15 protein-coding genes and 1 tRNA gene are annotated in these 18,475 nt (G+C 44.0%); 7 read left to right on the forward strand and 9 right to left on the reverse strand.

Annotated features, from left to right (window positions below):
• The first annotated feature begins 197 nt into the window (after positions 1-197).
• Together galU and lon are read left to right on the forward strand one after the other, a co-directional pair.
• A complete protein-coding gene (gene galU / locus HZA10_09820) occupies positions 198-1,079 on the forward strand; it encodes a UTP--glucose-1-phosphate uridylyltransferase GalU (GenBank protein ID MBI5196607.1) in 882 nt (293 codons plus the stop codon).
• Positions 1,080-1,087: 8 nt separating this feature from the next.
• Positions 1,088-3,460 carry an endopeptidase La gene (lon, locus tag HZA10_09825; GenBank protein MBI5196608.1) on the forward strand — a complete coding sequence of 791 codons (2,373 nt, stop codon included), beginning with the start codon at positions 1,088-1,090 and terminating at the stop codon, positions 3,458-3,460.
• Between the two features lie 98 nt (positions 3,461-3,558).
• Here lon and nadB read toward each other — a convergent pair whose 3' ends face one another.
• A complete protein-coding gene (nadB, locus tag HZA10_09830; protein MBI5196609.1) occupies positions 3,559-5,154 on the reverse strand; it encodes an L-aspartate oxidase in 1,596 nt (531 codons plus the stop codon).
• A gap of 278 nt (positions 5,155-5,432) precedes the next feature.
• On the opposite strand from nadB, the gene HZA10_09835 reads away from it, so the two are divergent.
• The 3 genes from HZA10_09835 (at position 5,433) to HZA10_09845 (ending at position 8,465) form a co-directional block, all read left to right on the forward strand.
• A complete protein-coding gene (locus tag HZA10_09835; protein ID MBI5196610.1) occupies positions 5,433-6,986 on the forward strand; it encodes a PxKF domain-containing protein in 1,554 nt (517 codons plus the stop codon).
• 27 nt (positions 6,987-7,013) lie between these two features.
• A complete protein-coding gene (locus HZA10_09840) occupies positions 7,014-7,154 on the forward strand; it encodes a hypothetical protein (GenBank protein ID MBI5196611.1) in 141 nt (46 codons plus the stop codon).
• Between the two features lie 117 nt (positions 7,155-7,271).
• Positions 7,272-8,465, forward strand: coding sequence for an ATP-binding protein (locus tag HZA10_09845; GenBank protein MBI5196612.1), 1,194 nt, complete (start codon positions 7,272-7,274; stop codon positions 8,463-8,465).
• Between the two features lie 461 nt (positions 8,466-8,926).
• Here the strand turns inward: HZA10_09845 and HZA10_09850 are convergent.
• The 8 genes from HZA10_09850 to HZA10_09885 all read right to left on the reverse strand — a co-directional run bounded on the left by HZA10_09850 (position 8,927) and on the right by HZA10_09885 (position 16,555).
• Positions 8,927-9,000: transfer RNA gene (locus HZA10_09850), tRNA-Met, on the reverse strand.
• Between the two features lie 134 nt (positions 9,001-9,134).
• Positions 9,135-11,264: an EAL domain-containing protein gene (locus tag HZA10_09855; GenBank protein MBI5196613.1), complete on the reverse strand. Its 2,130-nt coding sequence runs from the start codon at positions 11,262-11,264 to the stop codon at positions 9,135-9,137.
• On the reverse strand, positions 11,261-11,800 hold the full coding sequence (locus HZA10_09860) for a YfiR family protein (GenBank protein ID MBI5196614.1): 540 nt from the start codon (positions 11,798-11,800) through the stop codon (positions 11,261-11,263). Before HZA10_09860 ends, HZA10_09855 begins: the two co-directional genes overlap by 4 nt.
• Positions 11,801-11,922: 122 nt before the next feature.
• Positions 11,923-12,228 (reverse strand): hypothetical protein, encoded by a 306-nt coding sequence (locus HZA10_09865; protein MBI5196615.1) that lies wholly within the window; start codon positions 12,226-12,228, stop codon positions 11,923-11,925.
• A 193-nt stretch (positions 12,229-12,421) separates the two neighbouring features.
• Entirely contained in the window at positions 12,422-13,279 is an 858-nt protein-coding gene (locus HZA10_09870; GenBank protein ID MBI5196616.1) for a PhnD/SsuA/transferrin family substrate-binding protein, read from the reverse strand.
• A gap of 399 nt (positions 13,280-13,678) precedes the next feature.
• Positions 13,679-14,536, reverse strand: coding sequence for a ParB/RepB/Spo0J family partition protein (locus HZA10_09875; protein MBI5196617.1), 858 nt, complete (start codon positions 14,534-14,536; stop codon positions 13,679-13,681).
• The gene (locus HZA10_09880) at positions 14,517-15,290 is read right to left on the reverse strand and encodes a ParA family protein (GenBank protein MBI5196618.1); all 774 of its coding nucleotides are present in this window, start codon (positions 15,288-15,290) and stop codon (positions 14,517-14,519) included. Before HZA10_09880 ends, HZA10_09875 begins: the two co-directional genes overlap by 20 nt.
• A gap of 80 nt (positions 15,291-15,370) precedes the next feature.
• Positions 15,371-16,555: a hypothetical protein gene (locus HZA10_09885; protein ID MBI5196619.1), complete on the reverse strand. Its 1,185-nt coding sequence runs from the start codon at positions 16,553-16,555 to the stop codon at positions 15,371-15,373.
• A 43-nt stretch (positions 16,556-16,598) separates the two neighbouring features.
• Here HZA10_09885 and HZA10_09890 point away from each other — a divergent pair, with 43 nt between their 5' ends.
• Both HZA10_09890 and HZA10_09895 read left to right on the forward strand, forming a co-directional pair.
• Positions 16,599-17,267, forward strand: a complete 669-nt coding sequence (locus tag HZA10_09890) for a SurA N-terminal domain-containing protein (protein ID MBI5196620.1) — start codon at positions 16,599-16,601, stop codon at positions 17,265-17,267.
• A 17-nt stretch (positions 17,268-17,284) separates the two neighbouring features.
• On the forward strand, positions 17,285-18,442 hold the full coding sequence (locus HZA10_09895) for an anhydro-N-acetylmuramic acid kinase (protein ID MBI5196621.1): 1,158 nt from the start codon (positions 17,285-17,287) through the stop codon (positions 18,440-18,442).
• Positions 18,443-18,475 lie beyond the last annotated feature (33 nt).

An 18,475-nucleotide genomic window follows, 5' to 3' on the forward strand; every position in this document is an offset into this window, starting at 1 on the left:
CGGCCGCTTGATGTTTTTTATAGCAAAATAGACAGCCTTGATTTGCGCCTCAACTATCCTTCAGATGTTTTGCGCTAAGGAAGTCTCCCACAGCAAAGAATAATCCACCCTCTCTATTCTCTTTCAATAATCCTTATTATCGTGCTAAAATATCAGGAATCCGAGATTAATTTTCAGGAAGGAATAAATTTATGAGTATGGAAGTGCGAAAGGCAGTATTCCCTGCGGCAGGACTTGGGACCAGATTCCTGCCGGCGACAAAGGCGTCTCCGAAGGAGATGCTGCCGATTGTTGACAAGCCCATGATTCAATACGCAGTTGAAGAGGCGGAAAAATGCGGAATCAGTGAATTTGTTATCATTACAGGCAAAAACAAACGGGCGATTGAAGACCACTTTGATTCTGTTATGGAATTGGAAGTGAATCTTAAGAATAAAGGCAAGCACTCCCTGCTTAATGAAGTTCAGCGGTTAAATCACCTGCATTTTGCCTTTATCAGGCAAAAAATGCCGCTCGGGCTCGGCCATGCCATCCTCTGCTCAAAGCCCGTTGTGCACGATGAGCCTTTTGCAGTTATGCTGAGCGACGACATCATAGACCCTGATGATGCCCTCTTGCAGGATATGCTGAAATGCTTCCAAAAATATCAGTCGCCTGTGCTTGCACTTCAAAAAGTACCCAAAAAAGATGTATCCCGCTATGGGATAATCAAAGGGACAAAGGTAAATAAAAACCTGTTTAAGATAGAAGACCTTGTGGAAAAACCGGGCCCGTCAAGGGCGCCTTCAAATATCGCAATCATAGGAAGATATATTCTTACGCCTGACATATTCCATTTTCTTGAGACAGTGACACCCGGTAAGGACGGCGAGATTCAACTGACAGATGCGCTGAAGGCGCTCCTTAAAACAAGGGACATTTATGGTTACCTGTTTGAGGGAAGGCGCTATGACGCCGGAGACAAGGCAGGTTTTCTTGAAGCCACAGTGGAACTCGCATTGAAAAATCCTGAAGTAAAAACACAATTCAGGAAATATCTGTTATCTTTAAAATCAAACCTTAAGACAAGGCAGGAATAAGGAGCATTATGGCAAACACAGTTATAAAAGAAGAGCGCGATGTTGAAATCCCGACCATTCTTCCCATTCTGCCGGTCAGGGATATGGTAATTTTCCCATATATGATACTTCCGCTTTTTGTCGGACGGGAAATATCAGTCAAAGCTATTGACCACGCCCTTGCGACTAACCGCATGGTTCTTCTTGTAACGCAAAAAGACATAAATATAGAAACGCCTTCTCCTGAGGACCTTTACAGGGTCGGCACAGTGGGAAGCATTCTGAGGGTATTAAAGCTTTCAGACGGAAGGCTGAAAATTCTCATACAGGGACTGGTCAAGGCGCGCGTTTACAGGTACACAAAGACAGAGGCTTATTATATAGGCGAGATTGAGAAAATCGTTGATGAAAAACCTGCTGAATTGTCAGTTGAAGTAGAAGCCCTTATGCGCAATATAAAAGAGCAGATGGACAAATCCGTAACCCTCGGCAAGCCGCTTATGCCGGACATAATGGTCCTTATTGAAAATATGGATGACCCGGGCAGGCTTGCGGACCTTGTTGCGTCCAATCTTGTTTTAAAGGCTGAGCAGGCGCAGGACCTTCTTGAAACCATGAACCCGATAGCAAGACTGAAGAAGATAAATGACATACTTAACAGGGAAGTTGAGCTTCTTATTGTCCAGCAGAAGATACAGTCCGACGCAAAGGGGGAAATAGACAAGTCACAGCGCGAGTATTTCCTCAGGGAGCAGTTGAAGGCAATACAGAGGGAATTAGGCGAGATAGACGAAAAGACAGAGGAAATCCAGGAACTGAAGGGAAAAATAGAGGCGTCAAAGATGCCCGAGCGCGTGGAAAAGGAGGCGCTGAAACAGCTTAAGCGTCTTGAAAAAATGCATCCTGACAGCGCAGAGGCAGGCACGATCAGGACTTATGTAGACTGGCTCATTGAACTGCCGTGGGCAAAAAGCACGCAGGACAACATTGACCTTAAAGGCGCCAAAAAAGTCCTTGATGAAGACCATTATGATTTAGAGCGGGTTAAGGAAAGGATACTTGAGTATCTGGGGGTCCGCAAGCTTAAGGAAAAGATGAAGGGCCCTATACTGTGTTTTGTGGGCCCTCCGGGTGTTGGCAAGACCTCTCTCGGAAAATCCATTGCGCGGTCGCTCGGCAGAGAGTTTTACAGGATGTCTCTGGGCGGAATGCGGGATGAGGCGGAGATAAGAGGGCACAGAAGGACTTATGTCGGAGCGCTTCCCGGCAGGATTATTCAGGGGATTAAAACAACAGGCAAGAACAATCCGGTATTCATGCTTGATGAGGTGGATAAAATCGGCATGGACTTCAGGGGAGACCCGGCGTCAGCCCTGCTTGAGGTCCTGGACCCGGAGCAAAACTTTGCATTTGTTGATCACTATCTTGGCGTGCCTTTTGACCTGAGCAATGTGATGTTTATAACTACTGCAAACCTGATAGACCCGATACCATCGCCCTTAAGAGACAGGATGGAGATAATACCGCTTTCAGGCTATACGTCTGAAGAGAAATTAGGAATAGCAAGGAATTATCTCATCCCAAAACAGTTAAAAGAACACGGTATCACCGGGAAAAACATAAAGATAAATGACAGCGCCGTGCTGCAGATAACTTCACATTATACGAGGGAGGCCGGCGTTAGAAACCTTGAGAGGGAGCTTGCAAACCTCTGCAGAAAAGTTGCAAGGAAGATTGCTGAGGGCAAGGAGAAGACTTATCATATTTCCGCCAAAAACCTCTCAAAATATCTGGGAGTGCCGAAATTCCTTCCTGAAGAAGAAATGGAAAAGGATGAGGTCGGGGTTGCAACAGGACTTGCATGGACAGAAGCCGGCGGCGACATAATATACATAGAGGCAACAACAATGAAAGGCAAGGGGCATCTGACACTTACAGGGCATTTGGGGGATGTGATGAAGGAATCCGCACATGCCGCCCTGAGCTATATACGTTCAAGGGCCAAGCACCTTGGAATAAACACTGACCTTTTCTCAAAAAACGACATACACATACATGTCCCTGCAGGCGCAACTCCGAAAGACGGTCCTTCTGCGGGAATAACTATGGCTACTGCAATTGCATCGGCATTTATAGGGAAGCCTGTTAGTAAGAGCACTGCAATGACAGGCGAGGTTACGCTTAGGGGCAGGGTGCTGCCGATAGGGGGATTAAAAGAGAAAACCCTTGCGGCAAAGCGGATGGGCATCAGAAAAGTTATTATCCCGCGGAGGAATAAGAAAGACCTTGAAGATATTCCAAAGTACATTAAGAAGGGGATGGAATTTGTGCTTGTTGAAGCCATGGATGAGGTATTGAAAAATACCTTAAAAGATAATAAGAGGGAAATAAAAGCCAAATAATAATTTTTATTAATGTCTAAATTACAAAGCTCAAATGCCAAATTATAACGGAAAGTCATTTGGCATTAATTTGACATTTGGATTTTGAAATTTTGAATTTACACATTGCCCCACCAGGGCGGTTTTTCATTCCGGCATATGCTGTGTCTGTGCCAGCCTTTGCCCTTTTCCTTAAAATCAGAGCGGTAATGTGCCCCAGAGCTGCCTTCCCTTAAAAGCGCTGAGTCTACGATTAGATTTGCAACGGTAAGCATGTTTTTAAGCTCAAGCTCTGCCCTGCCGGGGAAATTCAGCTTTGTAATAAAATCATGTTTCTTAAGCCATGCCTTTGCAGTGTTTAAAGACTTCCTGCATCTAATAATCCCTGCCTTATTCCACATTAACCGCCTGAGAGAAGTTCTTATTTTTTCAATGTCAAAATGGGGGTTAGGAGTTAGGGATTGGAGATTGGTGATTGATAAATTTTTGTATTTTCTGCCAAACGTTAACCCCAAATCCCCAACCCCTGCTTCTAATGCTGCTGTTCTTCCAGCCCTTGCCCCGTAAACAAGTCCTTCAAGAAGGCTGTTTGAGGCAAGGCGGTTTGCGCCGTGAACGCCTGTGCAGGCCACCTCTCCGGCAACAAAAAGACCTCTTATGTTTGTTTTCCCGTTCAGATTACTTTTTACACCGCCCATTATGTAATGAGCGGCAGGGCTGACTGGTATTAAATCCTCAGTTATATCAATATCAAACTTCAGGCATGTTGAATAGATGCGGGGAAAACGCTTTTTAACAAAATTCCTGTCAAGATGCCTCAAGTCAAGATAGACATGTTTTGCATTTGTCCGGACCATCTCAGAGATGATCGCCCTTGTCACAATATCCCTCGGCGCAAGCTCTGCCATTTTATGATAATGGGGCATGAAGCGCCTGCCGCGGATATTTTTTAAGACTGCGCCTTCGCCCCTCATCGCCTCGCTCAGAAGAAATTGCGGGGCAGATGGCGAGTAAAGGGTTGTAGGATGGAACTGAATAAATTCCATGTCTTCAAGCAAAGCGCCTGCCCTGTATGCAATCGCCATTCCGTCGCCGGTTGCAATCAGCGGATTGGTTGTGCGTGAGAAGAGCTGTCCGGCGCCCCCTGTTGCAAGCACGACAGCCTTTGCATAAATATATATAAGCTCCCTATTTCTGAAAACAACGGCGCCGATGCACCTGCCGTCTGCAATAATCAAATCCATGGTAAATGCAAACGCATGCCTTGAAACGCTTGAGAAAGAACGCGCCTTATTAATAAGCACACGCTCAAGCTCTTTGCCAGTTGAATCGCCGTGGGCGTGAAGTATCCTTTTCCTTGAATGCGCCGCCTCTTTTGTAAAGGCGAGCCTGCTTCCTTCTTTGTCAAACTGTGCGCCCCACGAGATAAGCTCGCGTATAACCCCCGGCCCCTCTTCAACCAGCGCCTTGACTGCATCTTCCCTGCATAAGCCGTTGCCTGCCTTTATGGTGTCTTTATAATGAATGCCGACCTCATCTTCATCGCTTAATGCAACGGCAATCCCGCCCTGGGCATATCCAGTACTGCTTTCAGCAGGATTATCCTTTGTGAGGACAAGAACGCTGCCCCTCTGCGCAAGTTCTATTGCCGCCCTCAGCCCTGCAACTCCGCCGCCGATTATTAAAAAATCTACCTTCTCGGTTGAAACACTCATAATGAAAATATAATGACATTTAAGGATTAAGTCAATGAAGGAATGAGCGTTTGTTTATAAAAAAATTTATTACGCACATAAGCATCATAAAAATAGTAACAGCAGCATCATAAAAATAGCTTGACATTTTTGTTTTTAAAGGTAAATCTTAATATAATCTGCTGTATTTAGAGGGGCAAGATATGAGACCACAGAATTTAACCACAGAGAACTCAGAGAGTATTTATTGCAAAATTATCAATTATCATTTCAAACTGCAAATTTTAAAGGAGGGTACTATGAATTTTAGCAAAAGGAGCTTGCCCTTAAAATTTATCGTATTACTGTTTTGTGTTTTATTGCCCAGCATCAGCGCATATGCGTCTGACTGGCTTATCAGCACACCGGATTCTGACGGGAGTATTGGCTGGGATACGTCAATAGCCGTTGATTCAAATAATAAGGTGCAGATCAGTTATTATGATGAAACAAACGGCGACCTCAGATATGCCACAAATGCATCCGGCGGCTGGGTTACTGTAACCATTGATGCAGAAGGCGATACAGGCTGGCTGACATCAATAGCCGTGGATTCAGACAACAAGGTGCATATAAGCTACTATGACAATACAAATCATAACCTTAAATATGCTACAAACGCTGAAGGGACCTGGGTCACAACCACAGTGGATTCTTCAGGAAACGTTTACTGGTTTAATGCGCTGGCCCTTGATTCAAACAACAAGGCGCACATAAGTTATTGGGACGGCATTAACTGGGACCTTAGATATGCCACGAATGCCGGAGGAAGCTGGGTCACAACAGCAGTAGATTTTGAAGGTGAAGTCGGCAGTTCCTGCGACATAGCAGTGGATTCCAGAGACAAGGTGCATATCAGCTACCGCGACAGCTATAACTCCACACTCAAATATGCCACAAATGCCGGAGGAAGCTGGACAACCACAACCATTGACCCTAATGAATTTTCAGGATGGTTTTCCTCCATAGCCGTTGATTCAAACAACAACGTGCACATAAGCTACTATGACGACATAAATTCCGTACTTAAATATGCCACAAATGCAGGCGGAAACTGGACAACTGCAACCGTTGACGCAGACGGCTATGTAGGCTGGTACACCTCCATAGCAGTGGATTCCGGAGACAATGCGCATATCAGCTATTTTGACTGGGGCAATGCTGATTTGAAATATGCAACAAATGCCTCAGGTGTGTGGGTTGCTGAAACGATAGATTCTGAAGGGTTTGTGGGCGGTTTTACATCTATAGATTTAGGCGCCGGTAACAGTGTGCATATCAGCTATTATGACTGGCTCAATTCTGACCTTAAGTATGCGGTAAAAGCCTCTGCGGTGGTTGACAATGACAATGACGGCTATGCCTCTGATACAGATTGCAACGACAACGACCCTACAATTAACCCCGGTGCTTTGGAAATCTGCGACGGCAAAGATAATGACTGTGACGGCTCGGTAGATGAAAATTATGTATTCGGCGGCTTCAGACAGCCGTTAAATCAGAATGGTTCAAACACATTTAATTCAGGCAGGACAATACCGGTCAAAATTACACTTGCAGATTGCGCGGGTCAGGAAATATCTTCTGCCGCGGTAACAATCGCTGTTTACAGAATCACGGCTTCAGGAACCGAAGAAGCAGTGCCTGTTTTCTCATCAGGGAATGCCAATACCGGGAATCTTTTCAGGCATGATGCGGCCGGAGGGCAATACATCTACAATTTAAGCACTAAAAATTATATGACAGGAAATTACAGGATTTATGCAGTACTTGATGACGGCAGTAAATATTCAGTAAACATTTTACTGCAATAAGGAGACAGATTCTTCCTTATCAGTCAGATGATTGTCCCCGGCTCAATCTACTGGAACATAGGCTTTGGCAGGGAAAAGGGCGAGGTTGAAAAGGATGAAGAGGGGCTCAAGACCATGCAGGCGCTCGGCGAAAACATAGCATGGCTGATGAAGAAGATAGGGAAATAAAAGGAACAGGGGAATATGGGGGTAGTTATAAAAACCCTTTCCCCTTGGAATCCATTATACCCATTCCAATCGTATAATATCTTGACTTTTTATACGATGGCATCGTATAATTTCAGCATGGAAGAGATTTTATACCGCTATAATCCGTGGTGGGAAGAAGGACACGTTTTTGAAAGCATTATTGAAAGACCCTGCCTATTGGAGAGAATAAAACATTACGAACAATCCAGACATGTTGTTTTTCTTACAGGCTTGCGAAGGGTGGGAAAAACTACACTTCTAAAGCTTCTGATAAAGCATTTTATAGAAAACCTGCACATCAAGCCCGGGCATATCTTTTACATCAGTCTTGATGATTATCAGCTTTCAAAGAAAACCATCCTTGAACTTGTTGAAGAATACAGAGCAATCCAACGGCTTAGTTATAAACAAAAAGTTATTCTCTTTTTTGATGAAATTGCCTATCAGAAAGACTTTGAGTTGCAGCTTAAAAATCTTTATGACAATCAGGATGTTAAAATATACGCATCATCTTCAAGCGCCTCCATACTCAAGAGCAAAAAACCGTATCTTACAGGCAGGAGCGCAATAGTAGAGGTTTTGCCGCTTAACTTCAGCGAATATCTTACTTTTAAACAAATTAAAATCAGCAAAGCGGATAAACATCTCAAAAAGCAATATTTTGAAGATTTTCTGCAAACCGGCGGATTGCCTGAATATGTTTTGCGCGGAGATATTGAATATTTAAAAGAGCTTGTTGATGATATTATTTACAAGGACATCACGGCTTTTCATAACATTAAGAACCAGCAAGTGCTTAAGGATTTCTTTTTATTGTTGATGGAAAGGGCAGGAAAGGCTGTTAGTATTAATAAAATTGCCCGTATTCTGAAAATTTCTCCGGATACTGCAAAGCGTTATCTAAAGATGTTTGCTGACACATATCTGATATATCTTGTTTCACGCTGCGGCAGAACCAATGAAAAGATTCTGTCGCCTAAAAAGGTTTATGCCGCTGATTTAGGAATCAGGACTTTTTTTACGGGTTTTAGAGATATTGGAAGTCTGTTTGAAAATTATGCATATCTGGAAATCAGACATCTGAAACCATGTTACATTTATGAGGACGGCTATGAGATTGATTTCTTAACTGAAGATAAAACCCTGATTGAGGTCAAATACTACAACGCCATGCCTGAAAAACAAAAAAAACTCTTTGACCGTTTTGCGGCTAAGAAAAAGATAATTATCAAAGACATTGATGAGTTGGAACGTATAACTCCCAAGCCCGCCGTAAAACAAAAGAAATAACTGCTGTCTCTATCCTTTCGCACTTCTCAATAGAAGCCCCTATAGTTTTTTTAAATGGATAGTGAGCGTATTCCCCGTGGTTTTGCCACGGAGTTAAGCGAGCGAATATGATAAAGAAAATTCTAACATTAGATTCCCTGCGGTCATGCCGTAGGGAATATCAATTTCCAATAGAATAAATACTCCTCTGTGGAAAATACGGGAAGTGTCCCTCCCTCCAAATACAACTGGAATATGCAGCTTCAGAAAGGAGATGCCTTGTTACAAGAAACAGAAATGATTATATTATCCTGACACGCCAGTTTTTTGCCGGACACAAATCGCATAAAGGGGTGCTTATTATTTCATCCTCCCACCGTTTTGATGATTTTAGCGCAATAGCAAAGGCTGTTTTAAAATATATTGAACACTATGACCAGCCTACGGATTATCTTTTTGATTTTGTATGAAAAATTTTTAAATGGCGGTGGCTGGACTCGAACCAGCGACACTACGGATATGAGCCGTATGCTCTAACCGACTGAGCTACACCGCCGGATTTGGAGAGATAAGAAACGGAGTTATCAACAGTAACAAAATCAAGCCGTCAAAGTCAAATTGAAGGCTCTTCTTAAAAACCCTGGATTCCCGCCTTCGCGAGAATGACGACTTTTTATGGAGGAACCAGTTTTACAAGCTCTTATTCCCTTCTTTTTCCCAGGGATTATTTTTAAGAAGCTGTTCAAGTTCTTCAGGAGGCAGGGGCCTGCTGAAGAAGTATCCCTGCATATCATCGCACTGACCGGAGCGCAGAAAATTCAACTGCTCCTCTGTCTCAACTCCCTCGGCGATTACCTTTAATTTAAGGATATGCGCCATGGCAATAATGGCATTGACAATAGCCGCATCATTGGGGTTGATGGTGACTCCCATTAAAAAGGCACGGTCAATTTTCAGCATATCAATGGGGAATGCCTTTAAATAGCTTAATGAGGAATACCCTGTGCCAAAGTCGTCAATGGCGATTTGAACACCCATGTCGTGAATCTTGTTCAGGACACGGACCGTACGGCTGACATCCTTCATAATAGTGCTTTCGGTAATCTCAATCTCAAGCCAGGCCGAACTGAGTCCTGTATTATTTAGGGCTAACGAAATCATCTCAACAAGATTCTGCTGCTGAAACTGCCTTGCAGAAAGATTAACGCCGACACGGAGATGCGGAAGCCCTGCGTCCTGCCAGATCTTATTCTGCCTGCAAGTCTTCCAGAGTATCTGCTCGCCGATTGGTATAATGAGCCCGGTTTCCTCTGCAATAGGGATAAACTGCGCCGGAGGGACTAATCCGAACTCCGGATGCTGCCACCTGACCAGCGCCTCCATGCCTGTAATCCTGCCTGTCTTTATATCAACCCGCGGCTGGTAATGCAGAATAAACTCATCTTTTTTTATTGCCTTTCTCAGGCTGTTCTCCACTGTCAGACGCTCAAATACTGAGGCATTCATGGCAGAGGTGAAAAACTGATAATTGTTTCTGCCGTGTTCTTTAGCCGTGTACATTGCAATATCCGCATTTTTAACGAGCGTTTCTGCATTATCGCCGTCTGCAGGGTACATGCTTATACCGGCGCTTGCAGAGATAAAAAGCTCGTGGATGCCGACACTGAATTTCTCTGTCAGTATATCCAGCACCTTTTGCGCTACTCTGGCGGCGTCGCGGACATGGTTAACGCCGGGAAGGAGTATAGTGAATTCATCGCCTCCATGGCGTGAAATTGTAAATTCATCAATCACATCATGTGAAATGGTATCTGACTGACGGAGTGATTTTGACAGCCGGTCTGCCACTGCCTTGAGCAAAAGGTCTCCTGTCGGATGCCCCAGTGTATCATTGATATTTTTAAACCGGTCCAGGTCCAGAAATATCACGGCAAGTTTTTGATTATTGCGCTGTGCCTGCAGTATAACCTGCGAGAGCCTGTCATTAAACAGTGAGCGGTTAGGCAGACCTGTAAGCGAGTCATAATAAGCCATATATTTTATGGTATCTTCCGCCTGCTTGCGCACTGTAAATTCCTGCAGCAGTTGTTCATAGGAACGTTTAATTTCCATATCTCTTGACTGTATCTGTTCAAGCATTTCGTTAAATCCGCCGGACAGGACTCCTATTTCATCCTGTCTTTCAATGGACGACCGCAATGTGTAGTTTTTGGTCGTAGATATGGTTTTCATGAGCTGGACCATGCTCATCATCGGCTTTGTTATGCTTTGCAGCAGCTTTGACATCAAAAGAAAGGCGACAAAAATAGACAAAGCCAGTAAAACAAGCACCACCCCTATATTCCATGAGATCCTCTTATAAAGCTCGTTTAAATCGCACCGTATATAAACCGTGCCTATTACCTCATTGTCAAGGACAATGCTTTGAAATAGAGTTAAATGTTCTACTCCAAAATCATAGCCGTCTTCCCGAATCTCCGGGGGGGAATAATCTTTCTTCACGTCTTTCCGCTTGTATTTGGCAAAGACGCTGCCGTCTTTTGCATAAATCAGGGCGAAATCAATATCCGGGACAGATTTCAGCGCTGAAAGCGTTTCCTCTGCGGCGTTCTGATCATTAAAAGTCAGTGCGGCAGTGGAATTATTTCCTATTATCTTTGCCTGCGCAGTAATATTTTCCACCAGCGACGACCTGAATGATACAATCTCCCCGGCAATCAGCACAAGGCCTGTCAGAAGCAGTGCAACCACAGTCGTCAGCAGGCTGATAGATATAAGCTGTTGTTTTAGCGGGATGTCTTTAAACGGCTTTATTTTCAATGGTCCACCTTGACTATTCTCCCGAGTTTCAGGAGTTTTGAACTTATTTTCAGGTCGGCGCTTTCTGCCGCCTTCGGATTAATCTCAAACCGGACCTTTTCATCTTCAATATAAAAATTGATTATTACCCCCTGCTGGATGAATCCATTTGTATCGCCTATTGTCAGGACGCTTAAATTTTCAACGGCATCCAGTATCTGAGCCAGGTGTTCTTTTTCCGAGGCGCTTATAAAAACAATCTGGCAGGTTTTTAACTGCTGATGAGATTTAATCCGTTTGACCGCTACATTTTTATCTCTCACAGGTTTGCCGTTGATTGAATCAAGCGCGGCGCCGAAAGGGTCTTCTCCGAGAACACAAAGATTTATATTGGCTCCGGTATCTGCCGGCCACTCTATAAATTTGGCAAAGTTATAGATAAATGCCGCCTTGACTTCATACTCGGCAGGCTTTGCATGCTCTGTATACGCTTGCGTTGCTGCGAGTAATAACGTAGACAACGATAATAAAATTAAAAAGCTTATGCGGTTTTTCATAGATAAACAGGTCAAGTGTTGCGTCTCTTAAATTCCATGCTATTATTTTTTACTTTTATAAGGAACTGGATTCCCCGATTTAATCGGGGAATGACAGCTTATTTATGAAATGTTACAATAGTCTAAAATCTATAAGTAAGTTTTGTCCTGAAACTCCTGCCGTCCTGCTCTATGATGTCCTGTGTGTGCTCTCCTGCCCCGGGGTCTCCGTATTTTTTTATTTCATCAGCGCTGACAATGCTGATAGAGGCAGGGGCTTCGGTGACTTTCTGCTCAAACTTTGAGGCGCCGTAGACAGTGACAACCTCAAGCTCCATGAGTTGTTCAATGTCAAGCTGGGTCAGGTCAGCCGAAGCTCCGGTGGCCTGCGCTAAGACTGATACTATGAGTAAAACTATAACCGGCAGGAATTTTATCAGTTTCCTCATATAGGTTTAAAAATTATACCACAGGATAACGAGTTCAAGGCATAATTAATAGGATAATTATGAAAATTTATCAATTCCTGAATTAATGGAAATTGAAGAATTTTTTTACCGGACAGTACTGATGATTAATGGTAGAAATAGGACTGAAAAATCCCGATAATAAATTAACCGCTGCCAATGCCGGCACAGCATATCACTTAAAGACAAAGTCAAACGACTTATCCACTCCGGCTTTTTTCAGTAATGCAAGGGTATGCTTGAAATCTCCTTTTGTTGTCTTAATATAGCCCTGAATATCCAGTTCATTCCGTGCCAGATAAGCCTGTGTAGAGGTATCATCTTTGAGTGAAAGCAATACTTCAGAAATCTTTGCTGTAAGTGTTGGGTCGGTTTTATTGGAAACAATCAGTGTGCCGTCTGGATTTTCACCGGTATCCTCGCCTATAAGCTTAAGCTTCGGATATCTGCTTTTTATTTTATTCCATACATGATTTTTCACTATTGCAACATCGCCGAGACCGCTTGCAAGCATCTCAATTGCACTGTCATGAGAGGCAGCCTTGATAATTGTTGCGTTAACAGCGCTGACTCCCGGGATTGAATGATAATAAAATTCACCTGCCGAGGCCAGAGAGCAGAATACAACCTTTTTACCTTTAAAATAGTCTCCGGAACCGGTAAATTCAGGCGAGCCCTCATGCGCAATAATGACAGCATGATAGGTACTGTGGCCTTCCCTGCTTAAGGGCCGTACTAACGGCACGGCCAAGCCCTTGATAATCATGGTGCCTGCTATGCCTGAGCCGCTGAACATGGCATCAACAGTCCCTGCAGCAAACATCTTTGCGGCGGCAGCGAAATTGGGCGCTTCAATAAGGTTAACTTCAATGCCCTTATTCTGCAGATATGCAACCAACGGCTTAAATTTAAGGGCGGCATTTTTTTCACCCTGCATTATTGCGAGGTTAAATTTTTCAGCCCGGGCAGCGCTGTGTGTTAAAATAATTGCAAATATAACAAGAAAAACATAAAACAGTTTTGTCGTCTTCATGCCGTCTCCTTATATTAAAATTGAAGTTATGTTTAATGATATGCCCAAATCAAAAAACTGTCAATAGTTAAGCTTGATAGTTGTAGCCGCAGGCTTCAGCCTGCGTTAAACATACCTGAGACGCTGAATATATCAGATGCTTGCAGCGCAGACTAAAGTCTGCGGCTACATTTTTTAAAAAGCAAAAAAAGTTGACTTTATTTTGTGAAATGGTAAAATGATAATTAGATTTGCAGTTGACATATGAATTTTTTAAAGGAGGTAAAAATGGGCTGCGGAACTTGTGCGCCGAAGAAAAAGGCTAAAAAAACCAAAAAGAAAAAATAACTAATCATTTCAGACAAAAAGAGGCTGACCATGCATGGTCAGCCTCTTTTTGTTTTCAGGTTTAAACACCATTTAAGTCGCCAATATTTCCAGAAGCCTGTCCAGCTCGTCAAGGGAATAATACATTATCTCTATCTTTCCGCCTTTTTTGCCTTTATGAATCAGGTGGACCTTTGTTCCGAGGCTGTGCATGAGCTGTTCTTCAAGCGCTGCAATCTGAGGCTCCTTCCATCCTGATGAAGCCTTTGCAGGGGCATTTGAAAGGGCTTTCTTAGCCAGCGCCTCAGTCTCCCTGACGCTTAATCCTTTTTTTATTACCCTTCTTGCCGTATCCATCTGAACCCGCGCGTCTTCTATCTGAAGCAGGGCCTTGGCATGCCCGATGCTTAATGCACCCTCTGCAATCCATGTCCTGATTTCAGCGGGAAGTTTTAATATCCTGAGATAATTGGTTACAGTTGCCCTGTCTTTTCCAACTCTCATGGAAAGGTTGTCATGAGTAAGATTAAATTCATTAATGAGTCTTTGAAATGCCTCTGCCGTTTCAAGGGGATTCAAATCCTCCCTCTGAATGTTCTCTATAAGCGCAAGCTCAATTGCCTCCTGAGGAGCCGCCTCTTTTACAAGCGCGGGAATTACCGCAAGACCGGCAATTTTTGCCGCCCTCAGCCTTCTCTCGCCGGCAATCAATTTATATGTGCCGTCTTCACCGTATCTTACGATTACAGGCTGAATAATGCCTTTTTCTTTTATTGACTGCGCAAGCTCCTGAAGCGCTGCATCCTTAAAAACTCTTCTCGGCTGGTATTCATTGGGGACTATTTTATTTATATTAAGCTCAAGCACTACGCCCTTAGGAATGTCAGTTCCAATGGCGTTTTCCTTTTCAGGTATTAATGCGGAAAGTCCCTTACCCAACGCTGTTTTCATTGCCGATTACCTCCTCAGCCAGTGATATGTAGCTCTGAGCGCCCTTTGAATGATTGTCGTATAAGATAACAGGCTTGCCGTGGCTCGGCGCCTCGGCAAGGGTTACATTTCTTGGGATTATTGTTTTGTAAACCTTGTCTTTGAAATGCCGTCTTAATTCATCGGCAACCTGATTTGTAAGAGTATTCCTTCCGTCAAACATCGTAAGCAAAATCCCCTCAATTTCAAGCAGCGGATTAAACGCGCCCCTTACAAGCGTGAGTGTCTTAATCAGAGAGCCGATGCCTTCCAATGAATAATACTCGCACTGCATCGGCACCAGGATGCTGCCTGCCGCCACAAGGGCGTTAAGGGTTAGAAGGCTCAATGCCGGCGGGCAGTCTATGAAGATAAAATCATACCTGGATTTGACAGGCTCCATGGACTTTCTTAATATGGACTCCCTTCCCGTTTTCTCGGTAAGTTCAACCTCGGCGCCCACGAGGTCTATACTTGAAGGGATGAGCTTAAGGTTGTTAATGCCGGTGTCAAAGATTACTTCTTCAATGTTTTTTGTTTTGTTATAGATGTCGTAGAGACTTCCGGTAAGGCTGCTCCTGTTTATTCCAAGCCCGCTTGTAGAATTCCCCTGAGGGTCAGTGTCAATAAGCAGTATGCTCTTACCGGCAACTGCCAGGGATGCGCCTAAATTGACTGCGGTAGTGGTTTTTCCCACACCGCCTTTTTGGTTGGCTACTGCTATTACTCTTCCCATAAGAATAATGAATCAAGATAATATATGTTTAATTTTGAACAATATTCAACTATGTTAAACTATTTGAATTTTTTTATTTATTACGCCCCATCCTGAACAAATTTAAATTTCCTCTTAATGGATAACTCTGCCTTTCCGAGTTCCCTCCCCATGTATGCGGCATGTGCCATATCTGTTATCCACTTGTTATTAATAAGCGTAAAATAGACATCCCTGCTGTTCTTGCCCTCAATAATCCTCAGCAGTTTATTGTCGTATGAATAATGCTCAACGGTAATGACTCCGGTCTTTCTTGAGGGGATTATTACAAAATATCCTGCCCTGTCCAGCTTTACGGCCTTTGGCAAAGGCGCTGCAGCCTTGACCTTAGGCGCTCCGACAACTGCTTGGACATTAGTTTCCATTGTAACGCCGGAAGGCTGGTCGTGACAGTCGCGGCATCCGCATGAAGAACCCACAACAGACTCTGCCTTTTCTGCAAGCTGCTCTATTTTATCGGCAAGCAGTTTTACATCTTCACAGCCGATCATGTTTTCAATACGGACCTGCGTGCGGAAGGTGTCTATCTCCGAGGGGGTGACATTCTTCAGTATGGGTCTTCTCCCTGCAGAGCTTATGACACGCATGTCTTTATTTACTCCGTGCTCCCAAAGAGCTAAAAGTGTCTCGCCGCTCTTATGCCCCGCAGCTTCTTTCCCTGCGACAATGAGAAAACTGATTGCAGGGTTAGTAACCACATTCTTGACAATCTTATCAATTCCTATATTTTCTGTCTCGGTTTTTCCGGTAATGCACAGCCCTGCAGGTTTCAGCCTTGCCAGGTCCTCCGACAGCTTGTCGCTTGAAAGTGTAGAAACAGCTACAGGCGCTGACTTTTTCAGCACAGTATACTCTCCTGCTACAGGCGGCCAGATGCTTTTATTTACCTCAAACTCACAGGTTGAGAGGGTTGACGAAGTAATAAAAGGATATTTTGCAGTCAGAAGACTCATGGCCTCAGGCGGAATGCAGAACTTGCACTTAAAACATGAATACGCCATGGGCTCCAGCCCGTTTTTCCATTCCTTGACGCTGTTAAGAAGCTCTTTTGCGTCTGCCTCCTTAATTTTAGGCAGGGCAGTCCTCAGGTTTTCAAGCGTTGTATGCATACAGCCGCACTTCCTGCATTTTGCAAGCCGCATGCCTCTCTGGAGTTCTGAAGATACGTCACTAAACGGGGATTTCACCCAAATAGTATGGCTTATAATGCAAAAAATTTCAACCATGATATCTCTTGTATTTTGGCTGTGTATTAGGCTATATTAATCCATGCTTGAGATAATGCGCAGTCATAAATTCTTCAGTGTTTTTCTGCTTTCTGTGATAACAGGCGTAATCATTGTCACCTTTGTATTTTGGGGGATAGGCACGCAAAACCAGCAGGTTAATAGTGTCCTCGCAGAGGTGGAAAAGGAAAAGATAACACAGGAAGAATACTGGAGGGTTTTTGACAATGCCGAAAGGTATTACAGGGAGCAGAATAAGACCGAAGAAGAAATGAAAAAGCTTAACCTGAAAGACAAGGTGCTGAACGACCTTATTGACAGCAAAGTGCTGATGATTGCCGCCAACAATATGAAAATAAAGGTCACTGAAGATGAGCTTCAGCAAGAAATAATGAACAACCCGTCTTTCCAGAAAAACGGCGTCTTTGACAAAAACGTATACCTAAGAACACTTGAACTGAATCGTACGACTCCGGCGGCATATGAAAGCTCTATGATGAAGGAACTGACGCTCAAAAAAATGCAGATGCTGATAGGAGAGACCGCAGAACTTTCGCAGGATGAGATAAAAGTCCTTGAGGCGCTTCAGGGTGAAAAGACCCAGTTAGCCAATGCCTTTTTGTCCATAAAACGCGAATTATTAACAAAGGCTTATGTTGAAGGGCTCAAGCGGCAGATGAATATAAAAATCAACAAAGATATGATTAATTAGCCGGGCGCTCTCCTGAAGTGAAGAATATTTTAAAAGTCTGCCGGAAATCCTCCCGTACAATCCTGAGCCTTATGTCAGGCACTTCGCATGACGGCGTAGATGCCGTGATTGCAAGAATCGTTGAGAGGAATAATCAATTAAAAGTCCGGCTTTTATTCCATTGCCCGCATCCATTCACCGGCGCCCTCAGGACAAAAATACTTACGGCTTTTTCAGGAACGACAAAAGACATCTGCACGCTTAACTTTGAACTCGGAGAGGTGTTTGCGGATGCGGCACTTAACTGCATCAAAAAAGCAGGATTATCACCCAAGGATATAGATGCAATTGCCTCTCACGGACAGACGGTATACCACATGCCTCCTGAGGGCAGGGCAGGCGGTTCAACCTTGCAGATAGGCGAGTCTTCTGTAATTGCCGAACGCACGAAAATCCCGGTTGTATCGGATTTCAGGACCAGGGATATGGCGGCAGGCGGGCACGGCGCGCCGCTGGTCCCGCTGGCTGACTATATACTCTTTCATGAAGAAGGGGCTGTAAAAGCTGTTCAGAATATCGGCGGCATAGCCAATTTAACCGTAGTCCCGGAAAAGATAAGCAAAGTCATGGCATTTGATACGGGTCCCGGCATGAGCCTCATTGATGAGGCAGTGAAATTGCTCACAAACGGCAGGATGCATTATGACATTAACGGCGCGCTTGCCAAAAAAGGCAAGGCTATAATCCCTCTCCTTGATGAACTGCTTTCACACCCTTATTTTAAGAAACATTCCCCGAAATCAACAGGCAGGGAGACCTTCGGGAAAACTATGGTTAAAGAAATAATAACCAACTACGGCAATGCGTCAGTTGAAGATATACTTTCAACTCTTACAATGTTTACCGCATTATCCATACAAAGGGCATACCGTGATTTTGTATTGCCTGAATTCAAAGTTACTGAAATCATCCTCTGCGGCGGGGGGTGTAAAAACAAATTTCTCCTGATGCTCCTGAAAGACCTGCTGGCTCCGGTTATGCTTATGCCTGTTGAAAAATACGGCATACCGTATAAAGCAAAAGAGGCGCTGAGTTTTGCAATCCTTGCAAATGAGACATTGTCCGGCAGGGCAGGAAATATTCAGGGAGCCACAGGCGCAAAGCATCCGGTAATTCTTGGAAAGATTACGCCGTAAGAGATTAAAAGCTTGCCCGCCGACAGGCAGGTT

The sequence above is a fragment of the Nitrospirota bacterium genome, from assembly GCA_016212185.1.
GTDB lineage: Bacteria > Nitrospirota > Thermodesulfovibrionia > UBA6902 > DSMQ01 > JACRGX01.